General features: G+C 69.0%; 18 protein-coding genes, 1 pseudogene and 2 riboswitches. Of the genes and pseudogenes, 13 read left to right on the top strand and 6 right to left on the bottom strand.

Annotated features, from left to right (window positions below):
- Positions 1–40 precede the first annotated feature (40 nt).
- The 5 genes and pseudogenes from recR (at position 41) to J1M36_RS12330 (ending at position 4,106) form a co-directional block, all read left to right on the top strand.
- Positions 41–646 carry a recombination mediator RecR gene (gene recR, locus J1M36_RS12350; RefSeq protein ID WP_064846538.1) on the top strand — a complete coding sequence of 202 codons (606 nt, stop codon included), beginning with the start codon at positions 41–43 and terminating at the stop codon, positions 644–646.
- Between the two features lie 143 nt (positions 647–789).
- A complete protein-coding gene (locus tag J1M36_RS12345; RefSeq protein ID WP_064846537.1) occupies positions 790–2,076 on the top strand; it encodes an aspartate kinase in 1,287 nt (428 codons plus the stop codon).
- A gap of 14 nt (positions 2,077–2,090) precedes the next feature.
- Entirely contained in the window at positions 2,091–2,612 is a 522-nt protein-coding gene (locus tag J1M36_RS12340) for a MarR family winged helix-turn-helix transcriptional regulator (protein WP_082943329.1), read from the top strand.
- Positions 2,605–3,501, top strand: a pseudogene (locus tag J1M36_RS12335) (3-methyladenine DNA glycosylase); the annotation flags it as partial. The gene J1M36_RS12340 and the pseudogene J1M36_RS12335, both read left to right, overlap by 8 nt.
- Before the next feature lie 233 nt (positions 3,502–3,734).
- Positions 3,735–4,106 (top strand): Rieske 2Fe-2S domain-containing protein, encoded by a 372-nt coding sequence (locus J1M36_RS12330; protein WP_085107873.1) that lies wholly within the window; start codon positions 3,735–3,737, stop codon positions 4,104–4,106.
- A gap of 39 nt (positions 4,107–4,145) precedes the next feature.
- Here J1M36_RS12330 and J1M36_RS12325 read toward each other — a convergent pair whose 3' ends face one another.
- Together J1M36_RS12325 and J1M36_RS12320 are read right to left on the bottom strand one after the other, a co-directional pair.
- Positions 4,146–5,963 carry a glycoside hydrolase family 15 protein gene (locus tag J1M36_RS12325; protein ID WP_342358351.1) on the bottom strand — a complete coding sequence of 606 codons (1,818 nt, stop codon included), beginning with the start codon at positions 5,961–5,963 and terminating at the stop codon, positions 4,146–4,148.
- 104 nt (positions 5,964–6,067) lie between these two features.
- Positions 6,068–6,910: an SDR family oxidoreductase gene (locus J1M36_RS12320; RefSeq protein ID WP_064846535.1), complete on the bottom strand. Its 843-nt coding sequence runs from the start codon at positions 6,908–6,910 to the stop codon at positions 6,068–6,070.
- A 234-nt stretch (positions 6,911–7,144) separates the two neighbouring features.
- Here J1M36_RS12320 and purS point away from each other — a divergent pair, with 234 nt between their 5' ends.
- The 5 genes from purS (at position 7,145) to cls (ending at position 12,713) form a co-directional block, all read left to right on the top strand.
- Positions 7,145–7,402, top strand: coding sequence for a phosphoribosylformylglycinamidine synthase subunit PurS (gene purS / locus J1M36_RS12315; RefSeq protein WP_035960791.1), 258 nt, complete (start codon positions 7,145–7,147; stop codon positions 7,400–7,402).
- A 2-nt stretch (positions 7,403–7,404) separates the two neighbouring features.
- A complete protein-coding gene (gene purQ, locus J1M36_RS12310; protein WP_206479977.1) occupies positions 7,405–8,196 on the top strand; it encodes a phosphoribosylformylglycinamidine synthase subunit PurQ in 792 nt (263 codons plus the stop codon).
- Positions 8,197–8,356: 160 nt separating this feature from the next.
- Positions 8,357–10,654 (top strand): phosphoribosylformylglycinamidine synthase subunit PurL, encoded by a 2,298-nt coding sequence (gene purL / locus J1M36_RS12305; RefSeq protein ID WP_206398698.1) that lies wholly within the window; start codon positions 8,357–8,359, stop codon positions 10,652–10,654.
- Between the two features lie 39 nt (positions 10,655–10,693).
- The gene (locus J1M36_RS12300) at positions 10,694–11,209 is read left to right on the top strand and encodes a GNAT family N-acetyltransferase (protein ID WP_206479976.1); all 516 of its coding nucleotides are present in this window, start codon (positions 10,694–10,696) and stop codon (positions 11,207–11,209) included.
- Positions 11,210–11,222: 13 nt separating this feature from the next.
- Positions 11,223–12,713 (top strand): cardiolipin synthase, encoded by a 1,491-nt coding sequence (gene cls / locus J1M36_RS12295; protein WP_206479974.1) that lies wholly within the window; start codon positions 11,223–11,225, stop codon positions 12,711–12,713.
- Between the two features lie 181 nt (positions 12,714–12,894).
- Here cls and J1M36_RS12290 read toward each other — a convergent pair whose 3' ends face one another.
- The 4 genes from J1M36_RS12290 to J1M36_RS12275 form a co-directional block, all read right to left on the bottom strand.
- Complete coding sequence (locus tag J1M36_RS12290; protein ID WP_064846531.1) at positions 12,895–13,959, bottom strand: alcohol dehydrogenase; 1,065 nt, start codon at positions 13,957–13,959, stop codon at positions 12,895–12,897.
- A 283-nt stretch (positions 13,960–14,242) separates the two neighbouring features.
- On the bottom strand, positions 14,243–14,557 hold the full coding sequence (locus J1M36_RS12285) for a hypothetical protein (RefSeq protein WP_231885569.1): 315 nt from the start codon (positions 14,555–14,557) through the stop codon (positions 14,243–14,245).
- A gap of 204 nt (positions 14,558–14,761) precedes the next feature.
- On the bottom strand, positions 14,762–15,013 hold the full coding sequence (locus J1M36_RS12280) for a hypothetical protein (protein WP_156523412.1): 252 nt from the start codon (positions 15,011–15,013) through the stop codon (positions 14,762–14,764).
- Between the two features lie 191 nt (positions 15,014–15,204).
- Positions 15,205–16,620, bottom strand: coding sequence for an LLM class flavin-dependent oxidoreductase (locus J1M36_RS12275; RefSeq protein WP_064846529.1), 1,416 nt, complete (start codon positions 16,618–16,620; stop codon positions 15,205–15,207).
- Positions 16,621–16,697: 77 nt separating this feature from the next.
- Positions 16,698–16,812, bottom strand: a riboswitch (SAM riboswitch).
- 128 nt (positions 16,813–16,940) lie between these two features.
- A riboswitch (SAM riboswitch) is annotated at positions 16,941–17,032 on the top strand.
- 7 nt (positions 17,033–17,039) lie between these two features.
- Between J1M36_RS12275 and J1M36_RS12270 the strand changes: the two genes are divergently transcribed.
- The 3 genes from J1M36_RS12270 to J1M36_RS12260 are packed head-to-tail and all read left to right on the top strand — an operon-like array spanning position 17,040 to position 19,859.
- Positions 17,040–17,843 (top strand): ABC transporter ATP-binding protein, encoded by an 804-nt coding sequence (locus J1M36_RS12270; RefSeq protein WP_085107891.1) that lies wholly within the window; start codon positions 17,040–17,042, stop codon positions 17,841–17,843.
- A gap of 4 nt (positions 17,844–17,847) precedes the next feature.
- Positions 17,848–18,897, top strand: coding sequence for an aliphatic sulfonate ABC transporter substrate-binding protein (locus tag J1M36_RS12265; protein WP_131332225.1), 1,050 nt, complete (start codon positions 17,848–17,850; stop codon positions 18,895–18,897).
- A complete protein-coding gene (locus tag J1M36_RS12260) occupies positions 18,894–19,859 on the top strand; it encodes an ABC transporter permease (RefSeq protein WP_241247210.1) in 966 nt (321 codons plus the stop codon). The genes J1M36_RS12265 and J1M36_RS12260 overlap by 4 nt, the downstream gene beginning before the upstream one ends.
- Positions 19,860–19,888 lie beyond the last annotated feature (29 nt).

The raw sequence follows: 19,888 nt of genomic DNA, 5'->3' as shown, positions 1-19,888 counted from the left end.
ATCGCCCGGCTGTTCACGAACACGACAATGAAGGAGCGCGGTGTACGAAGGACCGGTCCAGGACCTCATCGATGAGCTGGGGAGGTTGCCGGGTATCGGCCCCAAGTCCGCGCAGCGCATCGCCTTCCACCTGTTGGACGCGGACAAGGACGAGGTCCAGCAGCTCGTGGAGGCCATCACCACGGTGAAGACCTCGGTGTCGTTCTGCGTGATCTGCGGCAACGTCACAGAGCAGGAGGAGTGTGCGATCTGCCGGGACGCCCGCCGGGACCGCAGCGTGATCTGCGTGGTGGAGGAGTCTAAGGACGTCATGGCCATCGAACGCACCCGCAGCTACCGGGGGTTGTACCACGTGCTGGGCGGCGCGATCTCGCCGCTGCAGGGTGTGGGACCGGATCAGCTGCGCATCCGCGAGCTGATGACCCGGTTGTCGGACGAGACAGTTCAGGAGATCGTGCTGGCCATGGACCCCAATCTGGAGGGCGAGGCCACCTCCACGTACCTCACCAGGATGTTGAAAACGCTGGGTATCCGGGTCACCCGGCTGGCCTCGGGGCTGCCCGTGGGCGGTGACCTCGAATACGCCGACGAAGTCACGCTGGGCAGGGCCTTCGAGGGACGCACGGTGGTCTCCGAGGCCCGCTGAGGCCCGTAACATTCGCGTCCCTCTTTGTGTCCACGAATGCCCGCTCGACTCCGCGCGGCTGCGGGTGAGCGGATAGCATGGATCACTGATCCCGCGAGACCGCCCGTGCGTTCGGGCCGGGTGCCTGCCTGTGAGAGGAATGTATGAGCCTCATTGTCCAGAAGTTCGGCGGTTCATCGGTCGCCGATGCCGACGGTGTCCGCCGGGTCGCCCGGCGAGTAGCCGAGACCAGGAACGCCGGCCACCAGGTGGTCGTGGTCGTCTCCGCGATGGGTGACACCACGGACGACCTCCTGGACCTCGCCGGTGAGGTGGCCCGCAAACCACCGGCTCGCGAGTTGGACATGCTGTTGACCTCCGGGGAACGCATCTCCATGGCCCTGTTGGCCATGGCCATCTCCGACCTCGGCGTCCCCGCGCAGTCCTTCACCGGATCCCAGGCCGGAATGATCACGGACGGCGCCCACGGTGCGGCCAAGCTCGTGGAGGTCAGCCCCCTCCGAGTGCGTGAGGCGCTCGACCACGGCAACGTCGCGATCATTGCCGGGTTCCAGGGCGTCAACCGCTCATCCAAGGACATCACCACGCTGGGCCGCGGCGGTTCGGACACCACCGCCGTGGCGCTCGCCGCCGCCCTGGACGCGGACGTGTGTGAGATCTACTCGGACGTGGACGGCGTCTACACCGCGGACCCCCGCATCGTCCCCACCGCCCAGAAACTGGACCGGGTCTCCTCCGAGGAGATGCTCGAGCTCGCCGCCAACGGCGCCAAGATCCTGCACCTGCGCTGCGTGGAGTACGCCCGCCGCTTCAACGTGCCGTTGCACGTCCGTTCGTCTTTCAGTCACAACGAGGGCACCATGGTCATCCCCAGCCCGCACGAGAACCTCACGCCGCAGAAGGAGATCCCCTTGGAACAGCCGCTGATCGCCGGTATCGCTCATGATCGCAGCCAGGCCAAGATCACCATCGTGGGGGTCCCCGACCGCCCCGGGATCGCCGCGCGGATCTTCCGGTTACTGGCCGACTCCAAGGTGGACGTGGACATGATCGTCCAGAACGTCTCCACCGGCGAGAACCCGCTCACCGATGTGTCCTTCACCCTGGCCGAGTCCCAGGGTGACCTGGCCATGAACCTGCTGCGTGCCGCCGAAGAGAAGATCGGCTATGCGAGCCTGGACTACGACGACGAGGTGGGCAAGCTCTCCCTCGTGGGCGCCGGTATGAAGACCAACACCGGCGTGGCGTTCACGTTCTTCGAGGCGCTCGCGGAGAACGACATCAACGTGGACATGATCTCCACGTCCGAGGTCCGGATCTCGATCATCACGTCCATCGCCAAGCTCGACGAGGCCGTCCGGGCCGTGCACACGGTGTTCGGTCTGGACTCGGACGAGACCGCCACGGTGTACGGGGGTACGGGACGCTGACCCCGGCTTCATCCATGAGTTCTGATTCGGACCCGTCCGAGGATCCCCGGCTCGCCGAGATCATCGACTTCCTGGGTGGTTCGGACGAATCCGCCGTCGAGGATCCGCTGTCCCTGGCGGACCAGCTGTGCTTCTCGCTGTCCGTGGCGTCACGCAGGGTCGCGCACAGCTACCGCCCCGTGCTGGAGCCTCTGGGACTGACGCTGCCCCAGTACCTCGTGATGCTCGCGCTGTGGGATGCCAACCCGCGCACGGTGAAGGACCTGGGCGAGCAGCTCATGCAAGATTCGGCAACGCTCTCGCCCCTGCTCAAACGCTTGGAGGCCCGCGGTTACCTCACGCGGGAACGCGATCCGCACAACGAGCGGGCCCTTGCCGTGACTCTCACGGAGGAGGGCGCGCGTCTGCAGGACGGGGCGCAGGCCGTGCAACCGGAGATGATGCGCCGGTTGCGGTTGTCCCCTCAACAGGTCCGGTTGCTGAACCGCGGGATGCAGCGGTTGATCGACAACACCCAGGACGCCGAGAGTGCATGAGGCGCTGACCCGGGAGGAGTGGTCACGCCGGGCGCACGCGCACGCGGAGCGGGTGGCGCCCCACACCCGGCCGTTCCTGGACCGGCGGTCCCGCGGGGAAAAGCATCCCGTGGAGGACTTCCTGTTCACGTACTACACGCTGTCCCCGGCCCAGTTCACGCGGTGGCACCCTGGGCCCGGCGTCATCCTCTTGGATGCCTCGGAGCGCGAGGGCTGGAAGCACTACCGTCCCGCGACGACCGCGGAGCTCGAGGCGGCGGGCGCGGGGGAGGGCGTGAGCGGCGTCGTCGTCGCGGTGGAGGAATTCGTGGCCGAGCGGGGCACCGCGGTGCGGTTCACGCGCGAGATCCTCGCGAACACCCTGGCCAGGAGCGGGACGTTCGACTGCTTCGGGCTGCATGAGTGGGCCATGGCCTACCGCGCGCAGAGCAACGGTGTGCGCCACGAGGACGCGCCGTTGCGCTTGGGGGCGTCCGGGACGGACGACGTGGTGGAGGCCCACCGGATCCGCTGCTCGCACTTCGACGCGTTCCGTTTCTTCCAGCCCCAGGCCGTGGAACGCAACGAGCTGCAGCCCACGCGCGAGTCACAGCGCCGCATGGAACAGCCGGGGTGCCTGCACGCGAGCATGGACCTGTACAAGTGGGCCTACAAGTTGTTGCCCGCGGTGGATTCGGACCTGCTCGCGGACTGCTTCGACCTCGCGTGGGACGTGCGCGTGACCGACATGGAGGCCTCCCCCTACGACCTCACGGAATGGGGGTACGAGCCCGTGCGGATCGAGACGCCCGAGGGCAAGGCCGAGTACGTCCGGCGCCAGCGCGCCTTCGCGCAGCGGGGTAATCGGTTGCGAGAGCGCTTGGCGGCGACCGTCGAGCGGCTCCTGGACGGGGTCGACGACGCCGCGTCCGCGCCGCTCGATTCCACCGGCTCCGCGCCCCGGTCACGCCGTTCGGACGACGCCGCGGTGCCCGTCCGCGCGGCCGGGCATGATGGCGCGACGAGGCAGTCCGGAGCGGGCGGGCACATCGGCGCTATGGCGCGGACCGGAGCAGTCGGACGGAACGGCGCGAGCGGCGTCGTCATGCAGGGCCGAACCGCTCGGACCCGCGGAGACCGTTCATGAGGCCCGGGGAAACCGCCCACGGATGGGAACGGATCACCGTGGTCTCCGCGGTGGCGGAACCCCTCGACTTCGTGACCGCCCGCTCGAGCGCGGGCCCGGTGCTCGTGACCCGGGATGCAGACGGGGCGCTGCACGTGCTGTCCAACACGTGCCCACACCAGCAGGCCACGGTGTGCCGGGAGGCCGCGGGGCGCGCCGAGAGCTTCGAGTGTCCCAACCACTACTGGGTGTTCGGCCCGGACGGCCGGTTCCTGGGCTCGCGACTGGCCATGGCCGCCGGTCGGCAGCTGCCGCACGACCCGGCCAAGGACCTCCCCGCGGCCGCCGTGGATGTGGTGGACGGCTGGGTGGTGGCGCGCTTCGACTGAGCGGACCTCGGCGTTCGTCGTCTCCTGCTGCAGCGCGTCCTACTCGAGCGCCGCCTGCTCGAGTGCCACGGCGGCGTTGAGCAGGGCCAGGTGGCTGAGGGCCTGCGGAAAGTTGCCCAGAAACGAGTTGTCCTCGGGGTCGATCATCTCGGTGAACAACCCCACGTCATTGGCGAGAGGGAGCATCTCGTCCATGAGGTCCACGGCCTCCTCACGACGGCCCACCGTGGCCAGCGCCGCCACGGTCCAGAACGAGCACGCCACGAACGCTCCCTCCTCCTTCTCCATGCCGCTGTAGCGGTACATGAGCGGACCGCGGCCCAGCTCCTCCCGAACGGCGTCGATGGTCGAGGACATGCGGGGACCACGATCGAACCCGGTCATCGCGTGCAGCAACACGGACACGTCCAGCTCGTCGGTTCCCGGGTACCAGACGTACGCGCCCCGTTCCTCGCTCCAGCCCTCGGTCTCGATCCACTCCCGGATCCGTTCCCGTTCCGAGCGCCACCGATCCACGCACCCGGGGATGTGACCGGCCTCCGCCAGTTTCACGGCCCGGTCCAGGCCGTGCCAGCACCCCAGCTTGGAGCTCGTGTAGTGCCGGTGCTCAGGCAGTTCCCACATCCCGGAGTCGGGGCGGCGCCACAGGTCGCACACCGCGTCCGCGAGGTCGGCGAACATCCGGGCGGTGGCGGTGTCCAACACGTTGCCGCCGCCCACGTAGAGGTGCGCGATGTCGAAGACGTCCCCGTACACGCCCAACTGCAACTGGTCCGCGGCGTCGTTGCCCGAGACCACGGGGCCGATCCCCCGCCACCCGGGGGCGTCGTACTCGGTCATCTCGGAGGCGGGGACCTCGCCGTCGAAGCGGTTAAGGACGTGCAGGTCGGGGGTCTGTGCCCGGGCCCGGCGCAGGATCGTGGACACCTGCGCGTGCACGTCCTCCTGCTCCCCCAGTCGCAACAGCGAGTGCAGGGTGTAGGTGGCGTCACGGATCCACGCGAAGCGATAATCGAAGTTCTTGGTGCCCTCCCTGTTCTCGGGAAGGGACGTGGTCGCCGCGGCCGCCACGGACCCCGACGGGCTGTGGCTGAGCAGTTTGAGCGCGAGGGCGCTGCGTTCGACCTCCGCGCGGTAGGGACCGTCATAGTCGAGCAGATCACGCCATCGGCGCCACGTGTCCCGGGTCATGGCCACGTTCTTGCGGATCTCACGGGGCGAGGGCAGGCGCAAGGGCTCATCGTGCGTGGCGACCACCGCGAGCAGGTGCTCGGAATCGGGGCGCGTGGTGAACCGCCCGGAGATCTGCTGGGTCCCCACCTGCGGTTCCCCCGCATCGTCGGTGCGGACCCCCATGCCCACCCGGTTCGTGCGCAGCACGGGCTCCCCCGCGATCATCTCGACCCACGGGGAGACGGTGTTGAACATGGTGCCCGGGGCCACCCGCCACACCATGGCCACGTTCCCGGTCACACCGTCCACCGAGCGGGCCAGTTCGTTCCACGGCAATTGCCCCGTGGACCCCATGTTGAGGGAATCGGTGACCCGCACGGTCCCCGAGGCCGTGGAGAACGTGGTGGTCAGGATGTTGGTCCCGGGGACGTACTCCCGGGTGACCTCGAACTCCTCCTCCGGGCGCAGCTCGATACACCCGCCGTGCTCGGCGTCGAGCAGCTTGGCGAACGGCGGCGCGGAGTCCAGGTCCGGGACGGGGTACCAGTCCACGGATCCGTCCTGGGCCACCAGCGCCACGGTGCGCCCGTTACCCAGGGCTGCGTAGGAACGCAGGTCCACGTAGCCGTCCCGGCGCCGGGACACCTTGTTCAGGAGCTCGGCGCGGTCGGGGGTTGCGTTCACGGGGCTCGTTTCTCTCGTGAGGCGGGACGGGAGGACGGCGGATCGCGCCGCAGGAACGGCACGACCCGCCCTCCGGAGGACTCGGTGACGTCAGCGCGGCCGGGTCACAGGATCGGGCTGCCGCCAGTGACGGCGATCCTCGCCCCGGAGACGTAACTGCCGTCGTCGGACGCGAGCAACACGTACACCGGGGCCAGTTCTGCGGGCTGGCCGGCGCGCCCGAGGGGCTCCGCGTCCCCGAAACTCTCGAGCTGCTCCGCGGGGATGGTCGAAGGGATCAACGGTGTCCAGACGGGCCCGGGGGCCACGCTATTGACGCGGATCCCGCGCTCCCCGAGCAACTGCGCGAGACTCGCCGAGAAGTTGGCGATCGCCGCCTTGGTCGCCGCGTACGGCGCCAGGGTGGGGACCGGCATGTCCGAATTGACCGACGAACTGCCGATGATCGCCGATCCCGGCGCCATGTGCGGCACGGCGGCCTTGGCCAGGTAGAAGTACGCCCCCACGTTGAGCTTGAAGGTGTGCTCCCACTCCTCGTCGGGGATCTCCTCGAGGCTCTCGCGCGTCATCTGGTAGGCGGCGTTGCTCACGAGCACGTCCACCTTGCCGAACTCCTCCACGGCCTTCGCGATCACGGCACGACAGTGCGCCGCTTCGGACAGGTCCCCGGGGACCAGGACGGCCTTGCGTCCCGCCTCCTCGATGTAGCGGGCGACGTCGCGGGCGTCCCGTTCCTCCTCGGGCAGGTAGGTGATCAGCACGTCCGCGCCCTCGCGGGCGTAGGCGATAGCCACCGCTCGGCCGATCCCGGAGTCACCACCGGTGACGACCGCGGCCTTGCCCTCGAGCTTGCCCGATCCGCGGTAGCTGTCCTCACCGCAATCGGGGACAGGGTTCATCTCGGCCTGCAGTCCGGGGGCCTCTTGCTGTTGTTCAGGGAATCCCATGACAGTGTCCTCTCTGGTGGAGCGGGTCCGGGCGAGCTCTCGCGCTTCGCCGACCCGGTGACCGGGAGGACTCCCGGGCGGGCCGACGCTCAGCACACTTTCCATCGTAGGGGACGCCCGTGTCCGGAAACATCCCCTGCGGGCCGCGCACGGCAGCTCTGCCGTCTGCCCGCGGCCCACCCGCGGGCCGATAGGATGGGCGAGGATTGGCCCGTAAGCGCAGGAGTAGTGGAAATGGCCCGTATCGTCGTTGACGTCATGCCCAAACCGGAAATCCTTGACCCGCAGGGCAAGGCGATCGCGAATGAGTTGCCCCGGATCGGGCTCAGCGGTTTCACGGAGGTGCGCCAGGGCCGCCGGTTCGAACTCACGGTCGAGGGCGAAGCGGACGAGCAGGTGCTCGCCCAGGCCCGCGAAGCCGCGGAGAAGCTACTGTCCAACCCGGTGATCGAGGACGTCGTGAACGTCTCCGTGGCCCCCGAGGAGGACTGAGCGTGGCCCAGAACCTCACGGCCGAGCAGACGTCCCTCGTGGCGGACCTCTCCGAACCCGCCACCGATTCTCGACTCGCGGACGTGCGGGTGGGTGTCGTGACCTTCCCGGGCACGCTCGACGACCGCGACGCCGCTCGCGCCGTCGAGATCGCCGGCGGCACCGCGGTGCCGCTGTGGTACGCAGACAAGGACCTCAACGGTGTGGACGCCGTGATCCTGCCCGGTGGCTTCTCCTACGGGGACTACCTGCGCGCCGGTGCGATCGCCCGCTTCGCCCCCCTCATGGACAGGATCGTGGACGCTGCCAATGCCCGGGAGGGCATGCCGGTGCTGGGGATCTGCAACGGTTTTCAGGTACTCACCGAGGCCCACCTGCTGCCGGGGTCCATGATCAAGAACGAACAGCTCAAGTTCATCTGTCGGGACCAGGCGCTGCGCGTGGAGAACACGGACACTGCGTGGACCGGGCGATTCGAGCAGGGCCAGACCATCGTGGTGCCGCTGAAGAACCAGGACGGGCAGTACGTCGCGGATCAGCGCACCCTGGACGAGTTAGAGGCCGAGCACCGGGTGGTCTTCCGCTACGCGGGCGGCAACCCCAACGGTTCCCGCAACGACATCGCCGGGATCACCAACGCGCGGGGCAACGTGGTGGGACTCATGCCCCACCCCGAGCACGCCGTGGAACCGGGCTTCGGCGCCGATCTTTCCGGCTCCGGTCCGGTCCAGATGCGCCAGGGAACAGACGGGCTGGACGTCTTCGTCTCCGCCCTGGAACACCTATTGCGCTGACCCGTCCACGCCGCGCTCGCCCGCAGCGAGGACCGCGGCGTCCCATCCGTTCGTCATCGGGCCAGTTCGGGGAACCGCACCCGGCCCACACCATGCCTCCGCGTGAGCGCCCGCCCGGCACCGCACGCCCCATCGTTCGCAAAGGGATCTAGTAGTCGTCATGAGCGAAACCCACTTCAACCTGGACACCGTGGAGCACGCCGCCTCCACCCCGGACACCGAGCTGCCCTGGGCGGAACTGGGGCTGAACGAGACCGAGTTCGAGCGCATCAAGGAGATCCTGGGCCGCCGCCCCACCGCGGCGGAACTGGCCATGTACTCCGTGATGTGGTCTGAGCACTGCTCGTACAAGTCCTCCAAGGTGCACCTGCGCCAGTTCGGGGACAAGGTCACGGACGAGATGCGCAAGAACCTCATGGTGGGCATCGGTGAGAACGCCGGCGTCACGGACATCGGGGACGGTTGGGCCGTGACCTTCAAGATCGAGTCCCATAATCACCCGTCCTACGTGGAGCCCTATCAGGGTGCGGCCACGGGCGTGGGCGGGATCGTGCGGGACATCATCTCCATGGGTGCCCGCCCGGTGGCCGTGATGGACCCGTTGCGTTTCGGCGCGATCGACCACCCGGACACCCAGCGTGTGGTGCACGGGATCGTGGCCGGCGTGGGCGGCTACGGCAATTCGCTGGGGTTGCCGAACATCGGCGGAGAGGTGGAGTTCGACCCGTGCTACCAGGGCAACCCCCTGGTCAACGCGCTCGCCGTGGGCGTGATGCGCCACGAGGACATCCGCTTGGCGAACGCGTCCGGGACGGGCAACAAGGTGGTGCTCTTCGGCGCGCGCACCGGCGGGGACGGGATCGGCGGCGCCTCGGTGCTCGCGTCCGAGTCCTTCGACGACTCCAAGCCCTCCAAACGCCCCGCGGTGCAGGTGGGTGACCCCTTCGCGGAGAAGGTGCTCATCGAGTGCTGCCTGGAACTGTTCAAGGGCTCGCTCGTGGAGGGCATCCAGGACCTCGGTGCGGCGGGCATCTCGTGTGCCACGTCCGAGCTCGCGTCCAACGGTGACGGCGGCATGCGCGTGGACCTCACCGAGGTCCTGCTGCGCGATCCGTCCCTGACCCCGGGCGAGATCCTGATGTCCGAGTCGCAGGAACGCATGATGGCCGTGGTCACCCCCGAGAAGGTCGCGGGCTTCGAGGCCGTGATGGCCAAGTGGGACGTGGAGTACTCGTGGATCGGCGAGGTCACGGACACCGGCCGCCTGGTCATCGACTACCAGGGCGAGGTCATCGTGGACGTGGATCCCCGCACCGTGGCCCACGACGGTCCCGTGTACGAACGCCCCTACGCGCGCCCCGAATCCCAGGACGCCCTGCAGGCAGCCCACTTCACGGGCTCCCCGGAGGACGCCGCCCGCCCGTCCGGCGCGGAGCTCGGCCCTGCGCTCGTGGAACTGATGGCCTCCCCGAACCTGTGCTCCAAGGACTGGGTCACCGACCAATACGACCGCTACGTTCAGGGCAACACCGCCATGGCCATGCCGGATGACGCCGGCGTGATCCGCGTGGACGAGCGCACCAACCTGGGGGTGGCCCTTTCCACGGACTCGAACGGCCGCTACACCCGCCTGGACCCGTACCAGGGCGCCCAGTTGGCGCTCGCCCAGGCGTACCGCAACGTGGCCACCGCGGGCGCGCGCCCCGTGGCCGTGTCCGACTGCCTGAACTTCGGTTCCCCCGAGGACCCGGACATCATGTGGCAGTTCGCGGAGGCCGTGCGCGGCCTCTCGGACGGGTGCCAGACCGTGGGTGTGCCCGTGACCGGCGGTAACGTCTCCCTCTACAACCAGACCGGCGGCGTGGCCATCAACCCCACCCCGGTGATCGCCATGATGGGCGTGTTCGACGACGTCACGCGCCGCACGCCCTCGGGCTGGAGTGAGGATGGCCAGGCGATCTACCTGCTCGGCGAGACCGCGGACGAGCTGGACGGCTCCGAGTGGGCGCGCGTGCGCGGCCACCTGGGTGGGTTGCCCCCGCGCGTGGACCTGGCCCGCGAGCGCGTCCTGGGTGACATGCTCATCAACATGTCCCGGGACGGGATGATCGACGCCGCGCACGACGTCGCGGAGGGCGGCCTCGGGGCCACGCTCGCCGAGATGGCGTTGCGCTTCGGCGTGGGCGCCCGGATCGGCCTCGGTGAGGTCGCCGAGCGGGACGGCGTGGACCTGTTCACGCTGTTGTTCTCCGAGACGCAGGGCCGCGCCGTCGTGGCCGTGCCGCGCTCGGAGGAGGTGCGCTTCCAGGACATGTGCACCGTGCGCCGCTACCCGTTCGCGCGGATCGGCGTGGTGGACACCGAGGCCGGGACCCTGGACTTCCAGGGCGAGTTCACGGTGGCGCTGGACGAGCTGAAGACCGCCCACGCATCAACCCTGCCCCGTCACTTCGGCTGACGGGCCGGGACCACAGCACGAGAACCCTCGGAGGGAGCCATGTTGGACGACATGCCGCGGCCGGTTCCGCCGCAGCCGTTGCGCACGCAGCGGTTGGAGCTGCGCGCGTTCACACCGGACGAACTCGAGGCCGTGGCCGGGGGCTCACGACTGCCCCAGTTCGCGCCGGGTTTCCCCACCCCCGAGAACGAGGACTGGGCCCGGGAGGCGATCGAGGCCGGTGAGCACTTCTTCACGGAGAGCGACTGCGCCCTGCTCGCCGTGATCCGGCTCAGCTCGGGGCAGATCATCGGCGCCGCGGGGTTTGCGGGACCCGCCATGGACCACGAACTGGAGATCAAGGGGTCCATCGTCCCGGAGCACCAGAACCAGGGGCTGGCCACCGAGGCCTTGCGCGCGCTCGTGGACCGCGCATTCGAGGACCCCGGAATCCGTGCGGTGCACGGCTCCGTCCCGACCGACCACGAACCGGCACGCCGGGTGCTCGTGCGCTGTGGGTTCGTGAAACGACCCTCCGAGGGCTCGGAGGACACCTACTACCTGCGACGCCCCTGACGAACGGTCACGGATGTACCCCTGGATACCCTTCAACCTGCTCCCCGCGGACACCCTGCCGGAGTGGATCCTCATCATCCTGGCGGTCCTGGACCTGCTCCTGAAGATCCTGGCCCTGGGCTGGATCCCCCATCAGCGCCGTCCGTCCGTGGCGCTCGCGTGGTTGCTCGCCATCTTCCTGATGCCGTACGCGGGGCTCCTGTTGTTCGTGGTGATCGGTTCCACCCGGTTGCCGCGCAAGCGCATGGCCAAGCAGGCCCGGATGAACCACGTGATCCAGGAGAACACCCCCGAGCACTTCCCCCTGGGGCCCGAGCTCGCCGTGTACCCGGAATGGGTGCGCACCACCGCGGAGCTGAATCAGAACCTGGGCGCCCTGCCCATGGTGGGTGGTAACGACTTCGAGATCCTCACCGACAACCACGATTCCATGGCGCGGATGGCCCGGGACGTGGACCGCGCCACGGACTACGTGCACTTCGAGTTCTACATCGTGGCCGTGGACCGGATCTCCCGCGATCTGCTGGACGCCCTGATCCGCGCCCACGAGCGCGGGGTGCGCGTGCGGATCCTGATCGACCACGTGGGGTCCCTGGGCTACCCGGGGTACGCGGAACTGGTCCGCCAGTTCAACCGCTCCGGGGTGCCGTGGCGGCGGATGCTTCCCATCCGCCCGTGGCGCGGCGAGTGGCAGCGCCCGGACCTGCGCAACCACCGCAAGATCCTGGTGGTGGACGGCCAGGTGGCCTACACGGGCTCACAGAACATCATCCACCGCTCGTACAACAAGAAGAAGAACCTGCGCAAGGGCCTCGAGTGGAAGGACCTCATGGTCCGGGCCACGGGATCCGTGGTCACCGAGCTGAACGCGGTGTTCGTCTCGGACTGGTACTCGGAGACCGACGACCTCCTGCTGGACGAGACCCCCGCCGCGCTCGAGCACACGGCAGGGCCCATGTACGCCCAGGTGGTGCCGTCCGGGCCCGGGTTCGAGACCGAGAACAACCTGCGCCTGTTCAACCACCTGATCTACAACGCCAATCACCGCGTAGTGATCTCCAGCCCGTACTTCGTCCCGGACGAGTCCCTGCTCCACGCCATCACCACGGAGGCCCAGGCGGGCGTACGGGTGCAGTTGTTCGTGGGTGAGACCTCGGACCAGTTCCTCGCGCAGCACGCCCAGAACTCGTACTACTCCGAACTCGCGCGCGCCGGGGTGGAGATCTACCGGTACAGCTCCCCCACCGTGCTGCACGCCAAGTTCGTGCTCGTGGACGACATCGTCTCCGTGATCGGCTCGTCCAACATGGACGAGCGTTCCTTCGCGCTGGACCTGGAGGTCTCCGTGTTGATCGTGGACGAGCCGTTCCGCACCCGGATGGAGGACGTGGTGGAGCAGTTCCGCGCCAACTCCACCCTGTTGGACCTCGAGGCCTGGGAGAAGCGCTCGCTGGGGCGCAAGTTCGTGGAGAACGTCTGCCGCCTTACTTCCGGCCTGCTCTGACGCGCCCCGGACGACGACGCCGCGGGGCCGGGTGCGGCGTCGTCCGTCCCCTCGGTGCCGCCCACCCGGGGCGGGCGCGAGTGTCCGTTCCTCGCCCGGGTGCGCGAACGCCGTCGCCGCCCGCAGAGATCGGGGTGGCGACGGCGTCGTCGTGCACGGTGGGCACGGGGCCCGGTGCGGATCAGCCCGCTACGAGCACCGCGCGGCCGTTGAACGTGCGGTTGCGCAGGCCGTCCAGCGCGGAGTTGACCTCCTGTGCGGTGAGCGGGAGCTCCGTGATGGGCGGCTTGGGCAGATCCGTGTCCTGGGCGAGCTTCACGAGCTCCTTGAGCTCGGGCAGGCTGCCCACGAAGTTGCCGCGAATGTTCAGCAGGTTGAACGCCACGAGCGCGGTGGGGAACGTGAACTGGCCGCCGAACAGCCCCACGCTCACCAGGGTGCCGCCATTGGCCATGGCGAACAGGGCGGCGCTGGAGGTGTCCCCGTTGTTGACCAGGTCGATGGCCGCGGCGATCTTCTCCCCGCCGGCCGCCACGATGTCCTGGTGGGGGGCCTCACCACCCGCTACCACGGTGGCCGTGGCACCCATTGCGGTGGCGTTCTCCAGTGCCTTCTCGCTCATGTCCACCGCCACGATGTTCTCGTGACCCAGGGCCTTCAGCAGCGCAATGGTCATGAGCCCCACGCCACCGGCGCCGATGACCGCAACCGGCTTGTCCGCGGGGACCGGCATGATCTTCTGGATGGCCGAGTAGGACGTCAGCCCGGAGCAGGCCAGCGTGGCACCGAAGGAAGGGTCGATGTCGCCCAGCGGCACCAGGTAGCGGTCCCCTGGAACCAGGACCTCCTCCGCGTAGCCGCCGTTGAGCGCCACCGAGAGGTTGCGCTTGGCGCCGCTGCAGTAGTTCTCGCGGTCCTCCTGGCAGGCCTGGCACTCACCGCACCCGACCCAGGGGTAGACGATGTACTTGGTGTCCCCCGGCTGCACCGTGGCCTGCGGGCCCACCTCCACCACCTCTCCCACGATCTCGTGGCCCAGCACCACCGGGTACTGCGCGCCCGAGGCGGTCAGCTCGCGACGCCCCGCGCTGCCCAGGTCGAAGTACCCGTCCTGACAGTGGACGTCCGAGTGGCACACCCCCGAGTTCGTGACGCGGACCAGCACCTCGGAACCCGTGAGCTGGGGCTTCTCCAGCTCGATCTCCTCCGCCGGGGCACCGGGTTCTGTGTGACCGAAAACCTTCATGGCTGACTCCTTCGTGGCGCATTCGCATGTGCGCTTCTCATGTGGGCTACGCCATCACTGTAGGCCGCATCACAGCGATATGCACCGGCTCATTGGGGCAGATGGACTCGGGAGTAATGTCTACGCACGCCCACCGGGGCCCGCGACAGCGCACGACGACACTACGGGGCCGGCGCATCCGACGGAACGGTCTGGACCGCGGGGCCAGGCATCCTCGTCCGCCGGTGCGGCACACGACGGTGAGGTCCCGCGAACCGCGCCACCCTGCTGGACACTTCCTCGCTCAACCGTCCCGCCCCAGCAGAGCGGCGTACCGCTCAGTGGCGAGCTTCGAGAAGAGCAGCACCACCAGAGCGGACACCACGCTCGTCAGCACGAGCCCCAGGGACCAGGACACCCACACGGAGAACAGTGCCGCGACCACCGCGACGAACACGGCCGCCGAGCAGATCTGGGTGGCCACCCGGCTCCGGGTCAGGGCGAAGAACAGGGCGTCCAGCAGCGTGTCCACCAGCATGAGCCCCACGACGACCATGCAGACCCCGAGGAACTGCGCGAGGAGCCTGACCGCCCCCACGGCCTGGTGCTCCCCGAACACCTGTCACAGCACCTGGGGAGCCAGCACCGACAGCGGGAAGCCCACCACGACCAGGCCCAGCTCCATCAGCACCCCCCATTCCTTGGCCTTGCCACTCCCCGCCGCCTCTTCCACCGATCGTCCGTCTTGTCGTGCGGTGCCCCGCACGTTCCGCCCGGCACCCCGCGGCTTTCGCACGGCCTCCCGCCCGGCCGCCGGGTCGGCTCAGCAGCTGCCCGCCGAGCAGCCCCGGTCCACCGGGACCGACGGTACCTCGGCCGTCTCCTTGACCGTCAGCAGGTGACACTCTGGGAAACGGTGCTCGGCATCCGGGCGGTTCACTGCGCGCCACCGCTCCGTGAACCCAGCGCGGTAGAGGCGGCCCGCCATCACGTCCGGGTGCCAGCGCCAGTCGGGCGCCACCGCATGGTCGAAGAAGACCACCGGCCGGCCGCCGTCCACGGCCTGGAACGCCACCAGCACCACAGCGCCCGCCGGCAGCAGCTGCGGGTGCGCGCTCCGCGGTCGCGTGTCCCGTGCCGCACCCCCCGTCCACCACGGGGCAGGACAGTCCGGGCTCCCGCACGTGCTCGGCGAACGCCGCCGCGGCGTGTCGCGCGTGCCCTCGGGAAGGTGCGGCGCTGCGTCGTCCCCTGGCTCGGGGCGGCTCAGCGCGAGCTGGCCGTGGCCACGGAGCTCGCGCCCGCGAAGGCGCCCCGGTAGGCCGCGGCGGGATGGGTGTCCTTGACCCGCGGCTGGCCCTCGCCGTAGAGGGACTCGCGCAGGGTGGTGCCCTCGTACTCGGTGCGGTAGCGCCCGCGCTTCTGCAACTCGGGGACCACGTACTCGACGAAGTCCTCGAAGGAACCGGGGCTCACGTGGTAGGCCAGGTTGATGCCGTCCAGGCCGCCCTCGTCCACCCAGGTCTCGAGCTGATCCGCGACGGTCTGCGCGGAACCCACGAGCACGGCACCCATCCCGCCCAAGGCGCAGTGCTTGGCGATCTCCTCGCGTGTCCACTGCTTGTCCTTGGACTGCAGCGTGAACGGGGTCAGGAAGGACTGGATGGAGTCGGTCTTGATGTAGTTCAAGGCCTCGTCCTCGTCGAACTGGGACAGGTCCACGCCGGACCACCCACCGATGATCGCCTGGGAGGCCTCCAGGTCCACGTATTGCAGGTAATCGCGGTACTTCTCCTGGGCCTGCTCGTCCGTGTCCGCGACGACCACGGAGAGCATCGCGTAGATCTTGACGTCATCACGGCTGCGGCCCTCGGCCTGAGCCCGGTCGCGGATCTTGTCAGTCACGAAACGCGTGAGGTCCGGGCGCAACCCGCCGATGAACACGGCTTCCGCGTGCTTACCCGCGAACGCCTGCCCGCGCGAGGACGCGCCGGCCTGGAAGATCAGCGGTGTGCGCTGCGGGGACGGTGCCGTGAGCCCCGCTCCGGGAACCGTGAAGTGCTCCCCGCTGTGCCGGATGGGATGGACCTTGGTGGGATCCGCGTAGACACCCGTCTCACGGTTCTGAACCACAGCGTCCTCCTCCCACGAGCCCTCCCAGAGCTTGTAGCACACGTCCAGGAACTCCTCCGCGATCTCGTAGCGCGTATCGTGCTCAATCTGGCGCGGCAGGCCCTGGTTCTCCGCAGCGGACGGAAGGTAGGAGGTCACCACGTTGAATCCCACGCGGCCCTTGGTGAGGTGATCCAGTGTGGCGTACTTGCGGGCCAGGGTGTAGGGCTGCTCGTAGGTCACCGCGCTCGTGACGCCGAAGCCCAGGTGCTCGGTCACGGCGGCCATGGCCGAGACCTGCATGAACGGGTCGTTGACCGGGACCTGGGCCCCGTCACGCACGGCCGGAGCCGCGGAGTTCTTGTAGATGTCGTAGATGCCCACCACGTCCGCAAGGAACAGGGCGTCGAACTTGCCCCGCTCCAGCAGCTTGGCCAGCTCCGTCCAGTACTCGATGGTGTTGTACTCGGTGGCCCGGGACCGCGGGTGGCGCCACAACCCGAAGCTCTGGTGATCCACGCAGGTCATGTCGAACGCGTTGACGGAAATCCGTTTGCTCATCTCGGTCAGCCCCTCAGCAGGAACACGACCCGCGCCCCGTGCACCACCTACGGCGGCCTACCTTGCGGGTCCAGCGCGCTTGTGTGGCGCCGTACTTGCCGCATGCGGTGTGTCATGCGGCCCGATCCTCACCTGGGGCACCCCGCTACGGGAGAGGGTTGCCGTCCGACAAGCCAGGGCTAAAAGTCGGCACTCGTGATCGTTGTGGCATCGATCCTAACGGGGATCCCCGGTCCTCGGAAACACCTCGGGTTACGGCACGTCACGACGGCGCCCCGGCGCGTCACACGATTTGCACCCGCGGGCTCCCGGCCCGTTCAATGGTGTGGTTCCCATCCGGAGCGGCTGAGAGACCTGGCTCGTTGACGTCGCAGCAACCAGCCCCACGCGGGCAAGGTGCTAATGCCAGGAACGATGGAGTTGATGAATTGAGCCATATCCTCACGCGCCCGGAATCTGCCGTCGACGCCGCGGCGGTCACCTTCGACCGGGTCGGCAAGTCCTTCCCCGCACACCACGGAGCGCATGTCCACGAGGTCCTGAGGGACGTGACCTTCACGGTGCGTCCGGGCGAGATCGTCTCCGTCCTGGGCCCCTCGGGGTGCGGCAAGTCCACCCTGCTACGCGCCGTGGCCGGGCTCGGCACGGCGAGCGAGGGCGAAGTCCGGATCGACGACTCGGTGGTGCGCGAGATCGACCCGCGCTGCGCCGTCGGCTTCCAGGAACCGCGGTTGCTGCCGTGGCGCAGCGTGGCACGCAACGTGGCACTGGGTCTGCCCCACGGGACTCCCGCCCGGGAAGGGAAGCGGCGGGTGGCGCAGCTGTTGGAGCTCGTCGGCCTGTCCCACCACGCGAATCACCGTCCCTCGGAGATCTCCGGGGGCATGGCACAGCGCGCATCCCTCGCCCGGGCCCTGGCACGGAACCCGCGGGTCCTGCTGTTGGACGAGCCCTTCGGGGCCCTGGACGCCCTGACCCGGATCAGGATGCAGGATCTGCTGCTGGACGTGCACCGCGCCGATCCCACGACCGTGCTCATGGTCACCCACGACGTCGAGGAAGCCCTGGTGCTCTCCGATCACGTGGTGGTGCTCGCGCGCGAAACGGCCACGGGCCCCGCGACCATCGCCGAGATCATCTCCCCCGAGCTGGCCCGCCCGCGCTCCCGCGAGGACAGTGAGATCACCGCGCTGCGCGCCCACCTGTTGGCCCTGCTCGGCGTGGAGCGCTGAGCGCATGGCGCAGTTGTCCCGACGCCGCGCACTGCAGGCACTCGGCCTGTCCGCGCTGGCGCTGCCCCTGAGCGGATGCGTCATGGAGGGCGAAGGTCCAGGCCGCGGTGTGGCCGGCGGTTCCGCGCACGAGATCTACCTGGACTACGCGACCTACAACCCGCTGTCCCTGATCATCAAGGCCAAGGGCTGGCTCGAGAAGGTCGCCGGGGCCCACGGCCAGACCGTGACGTGGGTGTACTCGGCCGGTTCCAACAAGGCCAACGAGTCGCTACGCGCCGGGGTCGTGGACGTGGGCTCCACGGCAGGTTCCGCCGCACTGCTCGCGCGTGCCAACCGCTCGCCGATCAGGACGATCGACCTGTTCTCACAGCCCGAGTGGTCCGCGCTCGTGCGCACCCCGGACTCCCCCGTGCGCACCGTGGCGGACCTCGCGGGCACGTCCGTGGCCGCGACGAAGGGCACGGATCCGTACTTCTTCCTCCTGCAGTCCCTCGGCGCGGCGGGCATGAGCGCACAGGACGTCACCGTGGTGAACCTGCAGCACGCGGACGGGCGCACCGCGCTGGACACCGGTCAGGTGGCCGCATGGTCCGGACTGGACCCCGTGATGGCCGCCGCGGAGAAGGCGGGGGACGTGCTGTTCCACCGGCAGTTGGAGTTCAACACGTACGGGTTCCTCAACGCGCGGGAGGTGTTCCTGCAGCTGAACCCCACGGGTGCGCAGGACGTGGTGAACACGTACGCCTACGCGCGGCAGTGGGCGCTGCAGCACCCGGAGGAGGGGATCGCGATCCTCGCGGAAGGCGCGAGCATCGATCGCGACACCGCCCGGCGGGTCTGGCAGCGCACCCACCTGGACATCGACCCCGTTCCGGGCCCCGAACAGCTCGCGGTGCTCGAGCGGGTCGGGCCCATCCTGGTGGAATCCGGGGATGTCTCCTCGCAGCAGGACGTGGACGAGGCGCTCGCGAACATCGTGGAGCAGCACTACGCACAACACGCCGATGCGGCCGCCGTGGCCCAGGTGATCGAAGGGAAGCAGTCCTCATGAGCACTCACGACACCTCCTCCGCCGCACCGCGGTCCTCGGACGGCGCGTCCTCCGAAGCAGCTGGCGTCACTGCGGTGGCCACACTGTCCGACGACAACGGACGCCACGAGGCGGGCGCGGTGGCGCCCGGCGACGTCGCAGCCCCATCAGACACCCCTGCCGCGGCGGATTCCCGCACGCGTCCCAGCGCGCTGCGCAATCCTTGGGCCCTGGGGCTGATCGGGATCGTCCTGCCCGTACTGCTGGTGCTCGCGTGGCACACCCTCTCCACGAACGGGACCTTCTCCCCCGTGCAGTTGCCGCGCCCGTCCGCGGTGCTCGCCGCGGGATGGGAGCTGCTGCGCAGCGGTGACCTGTGGTTGCACGTGGGGATCTCCACGCAGCGCGTGATCGTGGGCTTCCTGATCGGCAGTGGGCTCGGGCTGTTGCTCGGCGCGTTGCTGGGGCTCTCCCCGTGGGCGCGGGCCATCGGCTCGCCTACGATCGGCGCGCTGCGCGCCGTGCCGTCCCTGGCGTGGGTGCCGCTGCTATTGCTGTGGATCGGGATCGGGGAGAACTCCAAGGTGACCCTGGTGGCAATCGGCGCCTTCTTCCCGGTGTACACCACGGTGTCCGCCGCGCTGCGCCACGTGGACCGGCACCTGATCGAAGCCGCACGGTCCTTCGGGCTGCGCGGGGTCAAACTCTTCACCACCGTGCAGTTGCCCGCGGTGCTGCCCTCCGTGATCTCCGGGCTGCGCCTGGCCCTGGCCCAGGCGTGGTTGTTCCTGGTGGCCGCGGAACTATTGGGCTCCTCCATGGGCCTGGGGTTCCTGCTCACCGATTCGCAGAACAACGGCCGCACGGACCGGTTGCTGCTCGCGATCGTGTTGCTGGCCGTGCTGGGCAAGCTCACGGACGCCCTGCTCGGCATCTTCGAGCGGTGGACGCAGCGGCGCTGGAGCGTGGCCGGAACCAGGTGACAACCCGCCCGGTTCCCGCCGGCGCCCGC

It is taken from the genome of Kocuria sp. KRD140 (assembly GCF_017168375.1).
Classification (GTDB): Bacteria; Actinomycetota; Actinomycetes; order Actinomycetales; family Micrococcaceae; genus Kocuria; species Kocuria marina.
The sequence above is the reverse complement of the archived record's forward strand: the minus strand, read 5'-3'. Positions and strand labels throughout refer to the sequence as shown.